The sequence below is a fragment of the Mycobacterium sp. 1274756.6 genome, from assembly GCF_001668625.1.
GTDB lineage: Bacteria > Actinomycetota > Actinomycetes > Mycobacteriales > Mycobacteriaceae > Mycobacterium.
Map to the genome: position 1 here is coordinate 35,951 of NZ_LZLJ01000091.1, position 12,482 is coordinate 48,432.

A 12,482-nucleotide genomic window follows, 5' to 3' on the forward strand; every position below is an offset into this window, starting at 1 on the left:
CGGGATGGGTGCGCACCGTCGGCGTGTTCTGCTCGCGGCGGCGATCTGCCTGCTGGCCGCGCCGCTGGGGCTCACCGGCTGCTGGGGCGGCCGGGCCGACCGGATCGAATACGTCGTCGACGGCGCACTGGTCAGCTACAACACCAACACCGTGGTCGGCGCCGCCTCGGCCGGAGCGCAGGCCTTCGCCCGCACCCTGACCGGGTTCGGCTACCACGGCCCCAACGGGCAGGTCGTCGCCGACAACGACTTCGGGACCATCGCGGTCGTCGGCCGCGCCCCGCTGGTGCTCGACTACGAGATCGCCGGCGAAGCCGTCTACTCCGACGACACCCCGGTCACCTGCGACGACATGGTGCTGACCTGGGCGGCGCAGTCGGGCCGCTTCCCGGCGTTCGACGCCGCCAACCGCGCCGGCTACGCCGACATCGTCGGCATCGACTGCCAGCCCGGTGAGAAGAAGGCGCGGGTGAACTTCGGCGCGGACCGCAACTTCGTCGACTACAACGAACTGTTCACCGCGACCGCGCTGATGCCCGCGCATGTCATCGCCGACGACCTCGGCGTCGACCGCGGCGAGATGACGATGGCGCTGACCGGGCCGGACAGCCCGCTGGTCGAGCGGGTCGCGCAGGCCTGGAACACGATCTGGGACCTGCACCCCGACCTCGACCTCACCAAGTTCCCCTCCTCGGGGCCCTACCGCATCGACGGGGTCGACGACGACGGGGCGGTGCTGCTGGTCGCCAACGACCGGTGGTGGAAAGCCCCGCCGGCCACCGGCAAGGTCCGGGTCCGCGCCCAGGGCGCCGACATCCAGGACCTGGTCGACGCCGGCGACGTCGACGTCGTCGACGTGGCCACCGGATCCTCGGGACTGCTGGTGGCCCCTGACGGCTACCAGAAGCTGGAGACCCCGGCCGACGGCATCGAGCAGCTCATCTTCGCGGCGAACGGGCCGCTGGCCGACGTCCACGCCCGCCGGGCGCTGGCCCTGTGCACCCCGCGGGACGTGATCGCGGCGAACGCGGGCGTGCCGATCGCCAACGCGCGGCTCTACACCGCCTTCGACGACGCCTTCAGCGGCATCGAAGCCGCCTCCGAGGCCGGCGAGTTCACCGCGGCCAAACCCGACGCCGCCCGCGCCGAGCTCGGCGACACCCCGCTGAACGTGCGGATCGGCTACCGCGCGCCCGACGCCCGGCTGGCCGCCGCGGTCGGCGAGATCACCCGCGCCTGCGCCCCGGCCGGAATCGACGTCGTCGCCGTCGCCGACCCGGAGGTGGGCCCGCAAGCCCTGCGCGAGAACCGGATCGACGTCCTGCTGTCCAGCCTCGGCGGCGCCACCGGCAGCGGCTCGACCGGATCGGCCGCCATGGACTCCTACAGCCTGCACGCCGGAAACGGCAACAACCTCGCCGGCTACGCCAACGGAAAGATCGACTTCATCATCGGGGCGCTGGCGGTGACCGTCAGCCCCACCGAACAGGTACGGCTGCTCTCCGATGCCGCGCCGGTGCTGTGGGCCGACATGCCCACCCTGCCGCTGTACCGCCAGCAGCGCACCGTGCTGACCCCGCAGAAGATGTACGGGGTGCTGGCCAACCCGACCCGCTGGGGCGCGGGCTGGAACATGGACCGCTGGACGTTGTCGCGGTGACCGCACTCGGCGACCTGATCATCGCCAAGACCCGCCAGGTCCCCGACTTTCCCACCCCCGGGGTGACGTTCAAGGACCTCACTCCGCTGTTCGCCGACGCGGCCGGGCTGGCCGCGGTCACCGACGGACTGGCCGAGGCCGCGCACGGCGCCGACCTGGTGGCCGGGCTGGACGCCCGCGGCTTCCTGCTCGCCGCCGCGGTGGCGACCCGCCTGGACCTGGGCGTGCTGGCGGTCCGCAAGGGCGGGAAACTGCCCCCGCCGGTCCACCGGGAGGCCTACCAGCTCGAGTACGGCACCGCCGCGCTGGAGATCCCCGCGGAGGGGATCGCGCTGCTGGGCCGCCGGGTGCTCATCGTCGACGACGTCCTGGCCACCGGGGGCACGGTGGCCGCGGCGCGCCGGCTGCTGGAACGCTGCGGCGCCACCGTGCAGGCGGCGGCGGTGGTCCTGGAGTTGGCCGCACTCGACGGCCGCCGCGCGGTCTCCCCGGTGCCGGTGCACAGCCTGTGCCTGTCCTGACCGGCCCGCTCCGGCCGGGTGAAACCGCGTCGGAGGGCCCGGGGCCTGCGGTCAGTGATTATCCTCGGGGGCGGAGGTGCACACCGTGACGGAGCAGGACCGGGGTAGCGCGCCGATGGCGGGCAGCGAGCCGACCCAGCCGATGTCGCTGGCCGACGTGTTGCCGCCCGAGCCGGCAGCCGAGCGCACCGATGTGCTCAAGGCGTCAGCCGCGGCGTCGCGGCGGGTACGCGCCCGGCTGGCCCGCCGGATGACCTCCCAGCGCGGCGCCGTCAGCCCGGTGCTCGACCCGCTGGTGGCCGTGCACCGCGAGGTCTACCCCAAGGCCGACGTGGCGGTGCTGGGCCGGGCCTACGAGGTCGCCGCCCAGCGGCACGCCAACCAGATGCGCAAATCCGGCGACCCCTACATCACCCACCCGCTGGCGGTGGCCAACATCCTCGCCGAGTTGGGCATGGACACCACCACGCTGGTCGCCGCGCTGCTGCACGACACCGTCGAGGACACCGGCTACCTGCTGACCGAGCTGTCCGCCGACTTCGGTGAGGAGGTCGCCCACCTGGTCGACGGGGTGACCAAGCTCGACCGGATGGTGCTGGGCAGCGCCGCCGAGGGCGAGACCATCCGCAAGATGATCATCGCGATGGCCCGCGACCCGCGGGTGCTGGTGATCAAGGTCGCCGACCGGCTGCACAACATGCGCACCATCCGGTTCCTGGCGCCGGAGAAGCAGGCCAGCAAGGCCCGCGAGACGCTGGAAGTGATCGCGCCGCTGGCGCACCGGCTGGGCATGGCCACCGTCAAGTGGGAGCTGGAGGATCTCGCGTTCGCGATCCTGCACCCGAAGAAGTACGAGGAGATCGTGCGGCTTGTGGCCGACCGCGCCCCCTCGCGCGACACCTATCTGGAGAAGGTGCGCTCGGAGATCACCGCGACACTGTCCGCCGCGAAGATCGACGCCGCGGTGGAGGGCCGCCCCAAGCACTACTGGTCGATCTATCAGAAGATGATCGTCAAGGGCCGCGACTTCGACGACATCCACGACCTGGTCGGCATCCGGATCCTCTGTGAGCAGATCCGGGACTGCTACGCCGCGGTCGGTGTGGTGCACTCGCTGTGGCAGCCGATGGCCGGCCGGTTCAAGGACTACATCGCCCAACCCCGGTTCGGGGTCTACCAGTCGCTGCACACCACCGTCGTCGGGCCGGAGGGCAAACCGCTGGAGGTGCAGATCCGCACCCGCGACATGCACCGCACCGCCGAGTACGGGATCGCCGCGCACTGGCGCTACAAAGAGGCCAAGGGGCGCAACGCCGTACCGCATCCGCAGGCGGCCGCCGAGATCGATGACATGGCCTGGATGCGCCAGCTGCTGGACTGGCAGCGGGAGGCCGCCGACCCCGGTGAGTTCCTCGAGTCGCTGCGCTTCGACCTGGCGGTCAAGGAGATCTTCGTCTTCACCCCGAAGGGCGACGTCATCACCCTGCCGGCCGGGTCGACCCCCGTCGACTTCGCCTACGCGGTGCACACCGAGGTGGGGCATCGCTGTATCGGCGCGCGGGTCAACGGCCGGCTGGTCGCGCTGGAACGCAAACTCGAAAACGGGGAAGTGGTGGAGGTTTTCACCTCCAAGGCGCAGAACGCCGGGCCGTCGCGGGATTGGCAGACGTTCGTGGTGTCCCCGCGCGCGAAGGCCAAGATCCGGCAGTGGTTCGCCAAGGAGCGGCGCGAGGAGGCGCTGGAAGCCGGCAAGGACGCCATCGCCCGCGAAGCCCGTCGCACCGCGTTTCCGCTGCAACGGCTGGTCAGCGGCGAGTCGATGGCGGCGCTGGCCCGCGAACTGCACTACGCGGATGTCTCGGCGCTCTACACCGCGGTGGGGGAGGGCCACACCTCCGCGCGGCACGTGGTGCAGAAACTGGTGTCGGCGCTGGAATCCGATGACGCCGAAGACGAACTCGCCGAACGCTCCACCCCGACCACCATGCTGCCGCGCCGGGACCGCAGCAGCGACGACGTCGGGGTGGAGGTGCCCGGCGCGCCGGGGGTGCTGACGAAACTGGCCAAGTGCTGCACCCCGGTGCCCGGCGACACGATCCTGGGCTTCGTCACCCGCGGCGGCGGGGTCAGCGTGCACCGCACCGACTGCACCAACGCCTCGTCGCTGCTGCAGCAGGCCGAGCGGATCATCGACGTGAAGTGGAATCCGTCGGCCTCGTCGGTGTTCCTGGTGGCGATTCAGGTCGAGGCCCTCGACCGGCACCGGCTGCTCTCCGACATCACCCACGCGCTGGCCGACGAGAAGGTCAACATCCTCTCCGCGTCGGTGACCACCTCCGGTGACCGGGTGGCCGTGAGCCGCTTCACCTTTGAGATGGGCGACCCCAAGCATCTGGGGCACCTGCTCAACGTGGTGCGCAACGTCGAAGGGGTCTACGACGTCTACCGGGTGACGTCGGCGGCCTGACCGGGGACCATCAGGACCGTTCGCGGGCCATCAGGAACACCAGCCCGCCGATCAACGCGACCATCACCACGAAACCACCGGCGATCAACCCGAATTCGGGGGACCCGAAGTTCGACGACGACGGCTGCGGCGCCACCTTCTCGGTATCGGTGACCGCGAAAGCCGACGGCAACGGTCCCTGGCTGATCGCCGCGGCGAGCTCGCGGGCGTCCTCAGGACTGAAGTTGCCGCTGATCTGGGTGCGCCCGGCGGGGATGGCCTCCTGGATGAGCGGTGCGCTCAGGACCGCGGTGTCCTGGGTGAAGGCGGCGGCGGTTCCGACGTTTTCGGCGGTGAACTTCGCCCAGGTCGACTTGCCGTCGGCGGTCAGGACGAGATCGACCAGGTTGGTGCCGGAGTGGGAGTTGACGTCGGCGGCGGCGCGCTCGATCTGGTCGTTGTCCAGGATGGCCGGCCCCAGCAGGTAGGCGGTGGTGCCGTCGGTGGAGCAGGTCACCAGCGGCAGGGCGGGATCGTCGTAGCCGGCCAGCGGGTCGTCCTGACCGCAGCGGTCGGTCTGAGCGTGCAGCGCTTGGACCTGGATGAGTTGGTTGTCGCTCTGGCGCGTCTTCTGCGCGGTCCTGACCCGTTCGGCGAGCGTTTTGTCGGTCGGGGCGGGTGCCGGTGCGCTGCGATCCTCGGCGGGTGCGACGGGAAGGGACTCGAGCACCGGACGGACGAGAAGCTGCTTGCGGGCACCGAGATCGGCGGGCAGGTCGGGATCCTCACCGGGCAGGCTCACCACCACCGTGTCGCCGTCGACAGCCGTCTCCGCATTCCGGATCCCGGCGGCTTTGAGCCGGGCGCCGAGGACCTTCTCCGCGCGGGTCGTCTCCTCCGCCGGGAGCGGCGCGCCGTCGAGGGTCTGCGGGCTCAGGGTGACGCGGGTCCCGCCGAGTCGCTCGAGGTCGGAGCCCTTCTGCTGATCGCCGATCACCAGCGACACCGTCACCGCCACCAGGTAGGCGAACACGACGACCAGCAGCACGACCAGCAGGTGTCGCAGCAGCCGGCGGCGATCGGTGGGCTGGGGTGTGGACATCGGCTGCTAGTCCAGATGCACCGAGGTGATCGTCACCGCGGTGGCGGGGGTGCCGTCGGTGCTGCCGTCGGCGACACCGGCGGCGGCGATCTTGTCCAGGGTCGCCAAGCCGTCGTCTCCGATCGTGCCGAACACCGTGTAGTTCGGCGGCAGTTGTGAGTCGCCGTAGACCAGGAAGAACTGGCTGCCGTTGGTGTCGGGTCCGGCGTTGGCCATCGCCAGGGTGCCGCGCGGGTAGACGACCGGGCGCTGCAGAGTCGGATCGTCCGGCTGGTACTGGTCGGTGGGGTACTCGTTGGCGAACTCGTAGCCCGGCCCGCCGGTGCCGGCTCCGGTCGGGTCACCGCACTGCAACACGCTCAGGGTGGCGGCGGTGGTCAGCCGGTGACACGAGGTGTCGTCGAAGTAGCCCTGCTGGGCCAGGCTGACGAAACTGTTGACCGTGCACGGTGATTGGGCCTGGTTCAACTCCAGCCCGATCGGTCCCTGATCGGTGGCGATGGTCGCGGCGACGGTCGCGGGGGTGGTCGCCACCTCGCCGGCCGGGGGTGCGTCGACGTTCTTGGCGGGTGGCTGCGCGGTGGGCAGGTATTGGCAGTTCGCCCCGAGTTGCGGTGCCGGCGTGAACTGCGGCAGCTGGCCGTCGTACGGGCGCGGCGGGACCGTGCTGTTCAACGGCGAGGTGGCGGTCGAGGTCCCCCCCGACGCCGACGGCGTCGACGTCCCGGCCGCGGGCTGGTCGGAGCCGGAGCAGCCGGCCAGCAGCGCCACCAACCCGACCGCGGCGGCGCCGGCCCACATCGCCTTAGTCAAGGAGCACCGACTTGATCGTCACCGGGGTCTTGGGGGCGCCGTCGGTGGTGCCGTCGGCGACGCCGGCGTCGGCGATCTTGTCCAGGGTCGCCAGCCCGTCGTCCTGGATCGTGCCGAACACGGTGTAGTTCGGCGGCAGTTGTGAGTCGCCGTAGACCAGGAAGAACTGGCTGCCGTTGGTGTCGGGCCCGGAGTTGGCCATCGCCAGGGTGCCGCGCGGGTAGACCACCGGGCGCTGCAGCGCCGGGTCGCCCGGCTCGTACTCGTCGGTGGGGTACTCGTTGGCGAACTCGTAGCCCGGCCCGCCCTTGCCGTCCCCGCCGGGGTCACCGCACTGCAGCACCCGCAGGGTGGGCGCGGTGGTCAGCCGGTGGCAGGTCGTGTCGTTGAAGTAATCCTGGTGCGCCAGGCTGACGAAGCTGTTGACCGTGCACGGCGACTTGCCGTTGTCCAGCATCAGCCCGACCGGTCCCTGGTCGGTCATCATCGAGACGCTGATCGTCGCCGGGTCGGTGGGCACCTTGCCGTCCTGGGTCTTCGGCGGCTGCACCTCCTTGGCGGCCTTCTTGTCCGTTGCCGGGTAGCTGCACGAGACGCTGCCCGCCTTCGCGGTGAACGACGGCAGCGCGGCCGCATCGTCCAGGCCCGGGCTGGTGGTCTCACCCGAGGGCGTCGCCGTGGAATCGGAGTCCCCGTTGAGGGAGACCACCGCGAAGACCCCGGCGGCCACCAGGATGACCACCCCGCCGATCGACCCGGCGATGGTCACCATGCGGCGGCGGCGGGCCTGGTGGGCGCGTCGCTCCAGCTGCCGCTCGAGTTTGCGCTTGGCCGTCGCGCGTCGTTGTTCGTTGGTCGGCACCGCAGCTCATCCTCCGTGGTCGTGTCCTGGGCAAGAGTCTGCCAGCCCTGGTGTGTGCCGCTGACACCACCCGATGGGAAACTGGACGGCGTGTTGATCACCGGATTTCCCGCCGGGCTGCTGGCGTGCAACTGCTATGTGCTGGCCGAGCGGCGCGGCGCGGACGCGCTCATCATCGACCCGGGCCAGCGCGCGATGGGCGAGCTGCGCCGGATCCTCGACGAGAACCGGCTCACCCCGGCCGCGGTGCTGATCACCCACGGCCACATCGACCACATCTGGTCGGCGCAGAAGGTCTGTGACACCTACGGCATCCCCGCCTACATCCACCCCGAGGACCGCTTCATGCTCACCGACCCGATCCGCGGGTTCGGGCCGCGGCTGGGCCAGCTGGCACTCGGTGCGCTGTTCCGCGAGCCCAAACAGGTCGTCGAACTCGACCGCGACGGCGACAAGGTGGAGTTGGGCGGCATCACCGTCGCCGTCGACCACACCCCCGGCCACACCCGCGGTTCGGTGTGCTTCCGCATCCCCGGCGCCGCCCCCGACGGCCCGCACGACGTGGTGTTCAGCGGCGACACCCTGTTCGCCGGGTCGGTGGGCCGCACCGACCTGCCCGGCGGCAGCGGCCGTGACCTGCTCGGCTCGATCGTGGCCAAGCTGCTGGTGCTCGACGACCACACCGTGGTCTATCCCGGACACGGCCCGGCCACCACGATCGGGATCGAGCGGCGCACCAACCCGTTCCTGGAAGGGTTGAGCGGGTGAGCGAGTTCAGCGCCTTCGCCGGACCCAAGGGTGTCCCGGACTACCTGCCGCCGGATTCGGCGGCATTCGTGGCCGTGCGGGACGGCATGCTCGCCGCCGCCCGCCGCGCCGGCTACGGCGACATCGAGTTGCCGATCTTCGAGGACACCGCGCTGTTCGCCCGCGGGGTGGGGGAGTCCACCGACGTGGTCTCCAAGGAGATGTACACCTTCGCCGACCGCGGGGACCGGTCGGTGACACTGCGCCCGGAAGGCACCGCCGGCGTGGTCCGCGCGGTGATCGAGCACGGCCTGGACCGCGGCACGCTGCCGGTCAAACTCTGCTACGCCGGTCCGTTCTTCCGCTACGAACGCCCGCAGGCCGGGCGCTACCGCCAGCTGCAGCAGGTCGGCGTCGAGGCGATCGGGGTCGACGACCCGGCGCTGGACGCCGAGGTCATCGCGCTGGCCGACACCGCGTTCCGCTCGCTGGGCCTGGACGGCTTCCGGCTGGAGCTGACCTCCCTGGGTGATGACACCTGCCGGCCGGCCTACCGGGAGCTGCTCCAGGAGTTCCTGTTCCGCCTCGACCTGGACGAGGAGACCCGCAGGCGCGCCGAGATCAACCCGCTGCGGGTCCTCGACGACAAGCGCGGGCGGATGCGTGAGCTCACCGCCGACGCGCCGGTGCTGCTCGATCACCTGTCGGACTCGGCGCGCGAGCACTTCGCGACCGTGCGCGAGCACCTGGACGCCCTCGGGGTGCCGTATGTGATCAACCCGCGCATGGTGCGCGGCCTGGACTACTACACCAAGACCACCTTCGAGTTCGTCCACGACGGGCTGGGCGCGCAGTCCGGAATCGGTGGCGGCGGGCGCTATGACGGGCTGATGCACCAGCTCGGTGGGCAGGACCTCTCCGGCATCGGCTTCGGCCTCGGCGTGGACCGCACCCTGCTGGCCCTGGCCGCCGAGGGCAAGACCGTCGGCTCGACCGCGCGCTGCGAGGTGTTCGGGGTGCCGCTGGGGGAGCGGGCCAAGCTGCAACTGGCGCAGCTCGCGGCGGCGCTGCGGGACGCCGGCGTGCGGGTCGATCTGGCCTACGGCGGCCGCGGGCTCAAGGGCGCGATGCGCGCCGCCGACCGCTCCGGCGCCCGGGTGGCGCTGGTCGCCGGGGAACGCGACATCGACGCCGGGGTGATCGGCGTCAAAGACCTCGCCAGCGGGGAGCAGGTCGCCGTACCCCTCGATGAGGTGGTCGCCGACGTGCGTGCCCGCCTGGCGTCGAGCTGACCCTGCGGTTTTTCGGAGCTGGGGCCGGCACCCGGGTGCCGATCGCGGCGGATATCCCCTGAAATCGACGCGCAGGCCGGCTCATAGGCCCGAAAAACGCCCGAATCGGGCCGTTTCGATGTCGATATCAGGGACACCGGAGCGCGGCGGGCGGTTGGAACGGATTCTGTCGGCGCTGTAACGCTTCGGTAGCCTGCCTCGATATGGCGTACATGCGAATTCCAACCACGGTCGGGGCTGCGCTGATGGTGGCGGCCGCCGGTGTGGCGGTCAGTCAGGCCGCTGCCACGGCGGACCCGGAGGAGGGTGGCCACGAGGTCACCTACACGATCACCACCACCAGCGACCTGCACGGCGACATCCGGTACATCGAGACCGATCCGCCCAGCATGGACGCCTACAACGCCGAACCGGACAAGTACCTCAAGACCCTCTACCGCACCCCCATCACCGGGGGGCAGACGCTGGTCTACACCACGCGGTTGGCCGACCCGGGCCAGTGGGCGCTGATCACCGCCAGCGGCGGGTTGCGCATCAATCCGGAGTTCCGCTGCGAGATCGCGGTCGACGGCGAGGTGGTCGTCTCCCAGCAGGGTGGCAGCGGGGTGACCTGCTCCACCCGGCCCTGGTAGCCGCCCGGCGGCCCGCTCAGCGGGTTCCCGGCTCGTGGTAGGCGACGACCAGCGCCTCCGCGGGCTCGTCGCCGACGGCGCGGATCCGGTGGTCGACCGAGGCGTCGAAGTAGGCGCTGTCGCCGGGGCCGAGGGTCACGGTGTCCGCGCCGTAGGCCAACTCGATCGTCCCGGTCCGCACGAACACCAGCTCCTGGCCGCTGTGGGCCGGATGCGGGTCGTCGGCTGAGCCCTCGCCGGGGCGAACGACGAACGGCGACATCGCCTTTCCCAGCATTTCCGGCGCCAGCGCCCGGTACCGCTGGGCTCCGCCGGTGCGGTCCACCGCGATCTGCCCGCCGGTGTTCTGCGCGGAGAACAAGCGCGCCACATCGACCTGCAGCGCGTCGGCGATCTTCAGCGCGGCCGCGATCGACGGGGTGGCCTGCTCGCGTTCCACCTTGGACAGGTAGCTCTTGGTCAGCCCGGTCTGCTCGGCGAGGCCCTGCAGCGTCAGGCCCCGCTGGCGGCGGATCGTGCGCACCAGAGCGGTCACACCGCCACTATGACACAAAGTGTCCTATAGTGGAGTCAGTGTTTCCGATCTGAGGAGCCGGCATGGCAAGCTCGTTCACCGAATCCAAATCAGCGTTGATGGGCCGCGCGAAGGACCAGCTGGCCGCGAACGTCGCCGAACCGGACTGGACCACCCGCCAGAAGCTCGCCCTGACCTGCCGGGCGCTGTTCGACGGCGGCCACGACTCCGGGCTGGCCGGGCAGATCACCGCCCGCGCCGAACAGCCGGGCACCTACTACACCCAGCGGCTGGGGTTGGGCTTCGACGAGATCACCGAGGACAACCTGCTGGTCGTCGACGAAGACCTCAACGTCCTCGAGGGCGACGGCATGGCCAACCCGGCCAACCGGTTCCACAGTTGGATCTACCGGGCACGGCCGGGCGTGAACTGCATCGTGCATACCCACCCGTTCCACGTCGCCGCGCTGTCGATGCTCGAGACCCCGCTGGTGGTCTCACAGATGGACACCACGCCGCTGTACGACGACTGCGCCTTCCTCAAGGACTGGCCGGGGGTCCCGGTGGGCAACGAAGAGGGTGAGATCATCTCCACCGCCCTGGGGGACAAGCGCGCGATCCTGCTGGCCCACCACGGCCAGATCGTGGTCGGCGCCAGCGTCGAGGAGGCCTGCACCCTCGGGATGCTCATCGAACGCGCGGCCCGCTTGCAGCTGGCCGCGATGGCCGCGGGCACCATCAAACCGCTGCCGGACAAGCTGGCCCGCGAGGCCCACGACTGGACCTCGACACCGCAGCGCAGCAGAGCCAACTTCGCCTACTACGCCCGGCGCGCCCTGGCGCGCCACCCCGACGCCATCACCGCCTGAGTCCCGACCCGCCCGAGGAGCCCGCCCGTGCCCGACATCCGCGACGTCATCGCCTACCCGGTCACCCCGTTCAGCGCCGACGGGATCGACACCGACCGGCTGACCAGCCTGGTGAAACGGCTGGTCGCCGACGGCGTGCACGCCATGGCCCCGCTGGGCAGCACCGGCGAGTTGGCCTACCTCGACGAGCCCGAGTTCGACACCGTGGTGGACACCACCATCGCCGCCGTCGACGGCGCCGTGCCCGTGCTGGTCGGCGTCTCGGCGATGACGACCGCGGCGACGGTGCGCCGCGCGCGCTACGCCCAGCAATCCGGCGCCGACGCGGTGCAGGTGATCCCGGTGTCCTACTGGAAGCTGACGGACCGCGAGATCACCGAGCACTTCCGGGCGGTCTCCGACGCGATCGACATCCCGATCATGGCCTACAACAACCCGGCCACGGCCGGGGTGGACATGAGCCCGGAGCTTTTGGTGTCGATGTTCGAGTCGATCGAGCACGTCACGATGGTCAAGGAGTCCACCGGCGACCTGGGGCGCATGCAGCGGCTCGCCGAACTCAGCGATGGAGCGCTGCCGTTCTACAACGGCAGCAACCCGCTGGTGCTCGACGCGCTGCGCGCCGGCGCGGCCGGCTGGTGCACCTCAGCGCCCAACCTCGCCCCGCAGCCCTGTCTGGATCTGGTCGCCGCGGTACGGGCCGGCGACCAGGACCGCGCCGAGGCACTCTACGACCGGCTGAAGCCGATGCTGGAGTTCATCGTCGCCGGTGGGCTGGCCACCACCGTCAAGGCCGGCCTGGCGTTGCGGGGAGCGCCGGCCGGTGACCCGCGCCGGCCGCTGCTGCCGCTGGACAGCACTGGCCGGGATCGCCTGCGTGAAATCTTGACCGCGCTCGCATCACCTGCGTGAGGCGCCCGTGGCGGGCGAATGCGGTAACCCGCGGGGGATCCGCGTCCGCACACCCGGGGTTTCGTGCCGCTTTCAGCGACGACGCGGCCCGCTCCCGCCTTAGGGATTTCAC

12 protein-coding genes are annotated in these 12,482 nt (G+C 70.9%); 8 read left to right on the forward strand and 4 right to left on the reverse strand.

From position 1 onward, the window contains the following. Nucleotides 1-4: 4 nt before the first annotated feature. The 3 genes from A5643_RS14045 (at nucleotide 5) to A5643_RS14055 (ending at nucleotide 4,648) form a co-directional block, all read left to right on the forward strand. Nucleotides 5-1,660, forward strand: coding sequence for an ABC transporter substrate-binding protein (locus A5643_RS14045; RefSeq protein WP_066856670.1), 1,656 nt, complete (start codon nucleotides 5-7; stop codon nucleotides 1,658-1,660). Beyond that, complete coding sequence (locus tag A5643_RS14050) at nucleotides 1,642-2,181, forward strand: adenine phosphoribosyltransferase (RefSeq protein ID WP_066856913.1); 540 nt, start codon at nucleotides 1,642-1,644, stop codon at nucleotides 2,179-2,181. The genes A5643_RS14045 and A5643_RS14050 overlap by 19 nt, the downstream gene beginning before the upstream one ends. Nucleotides 2,182-2,323: 142 nt before the next feature. Then, nucleotides 2,324-4,648 carry a RelA/SpoT family protein gene (locus tag A5643_RS14055; protein ID WP_066856916.1) on the forward strand — a complete coding sequence of 775 codons (2,325 nt, stop codon included), beginning with the start codon at nucleotides 2,324-2,326 and terminating at the stop codon, nucleotides 4,646-4,648. A gap of 10 nt (nucleotides 4,649-4,658) precedes the next feature. On the opposite strand, the gene A5643_RS14060 is transcribed toward A5643_RS14055, so the two are convergent. From A5643_RS14060 to A5643_RS14070, 3 genes are read right to left on the reverse strand one after another with little or no spacing between them, the layout of a single operon-like run. Further along, complete coding sequence (locus tag A5643_RS14060) at nucleotides 4,659-5,729, reverse strand: SecDF P1 head subdomain-containing protein (protein WP_066856673.1); 1,071 nt, start codon at nucleotides 5,727-5,729, stop codon at nucleotides 4,659-4,661. A gap of 6 nt (nucleotides 5,730-5,735) precedes the next feature. After that, on the reverse strand, nucleotides 5,736-6,530 hold the full coding sequence (locus A5643_RS14065; protein ID WP_082948961.1) for a peptidylprolyl isomerase: 795 nt from the start codon (nucleotides 6,528-6,530) through the stop codon (nucleotides 5,736-5,738). 4 nt (nucleotides 6,531-6,534) lie between these two features. After that, complete coding sequence (locus A5643_RS14070) at nucleotides 6,535-7,404, reverse strand: peptidylprolyl isomerase (RefSeq protein ID WP_066856676.1); 870 nt, start codon at nucleotides 7,402-7,404, stop codon at nucleotides 6,535-6,537. A 90-nt stretch (nucleotides 7,405-7,494) separates the two neighbouring features. Here A5643_RS14070 and A5643_RS14075 point away from each other — a divergent pair, with 90 nt between their 5' ends. From A5643_RS14075 to A5643_RS14085, 3 genes are all read left to right on the forward strand, one after another. Then, on the forward strand, nucleotides 7,495-8,172 hold the full coding sequence (locus A5643_RS14075; protein ID WP_066856679.1) for an MBL fold metallo-hydrolase: 678 nt from the start codon (nucleotides 7,495-7,497) through the stop codon (nucleotides 8,170-8,172). Beyond that, nucleotides 8,169-9,443: a histidine--tRNA ligase gene (gene hisS, locus A5643_RS14080; RefSeq protein ID WP_066856682.1), complete on the forward strand. Its 1,275-nt coding sequence runs from the start codon at nucleotides 8,169-8,171 to the stop codon at nucleotides 9,441-9,443. The genes A5643_RS14075 and hisS overlap by 4 nt, the downstream gene beginning before the upstream one ends. 203 nt (nucleotides 9,444-9,646) lie before the next feature. After that, complete coding sequence (locus tag A5643_RS14085) at nucleotides 9,647-10,075, forward strand: Rv2576c family protein (protein WP_066856685.1); 429 nt, start codon at nucleotides 9,647-9,649, stop codon at nucleotides 10,073-10,075. A 16-nt stretch (nucleotides 10,076-10,091) separates the two neighbouring features. Here the strand turns inward: A5643_RS14085 and A5643_RS14090 are convergent, their stop codons facing one another. Further along, on the reverse strand, nucleotides 10,092-10,610 hold the full coding sequence (locus A5643_RS14090) for a helix-turn-helix domain-containing protein (protein WP_066856688.1): 519 nt from the start codon (nucleotides 10,608-10,610) through the stop codon (nucleotides 10,092-10,094). A 62-nt stretch (nucleotides 10,611-10,672) separates the two neighbouring features. Here A5643_RS14090 and A5643_RS14095 point away from each other — a divergent pair, with 62 nt between their 5' ends. Together A5643_RS14095 and A5643_RS14100 are read left to right on the forward strand one after the other, a co-directional pair. Then, on the forward strand, nucleotides 10,673-11,458 hold the full coding sequence (locus tag A5643_RS14095; RefSeq protein WP_066856691.1) for an aldolase: 786 nt from the start codon (nucleotides 10,673-10,675) through the stop codon (nucleotides 11,456-11,458). A gap of 27 nt (nucleotides 11,459-11,485) precedes the next feature. Then, complete coding sequence (locus A5643_RS14100; protein WP_066856694.1) at nucleotides 11,486-12,370, forward strand: dihydrodipicolinate synthase family protein; 885 nt, start codon at nucleotides 11,486-11,488, stop codon at nucleotides 12,368-12,370. Nucleotides 12,371-12,482: the final 112 nt, after the last annotated feature.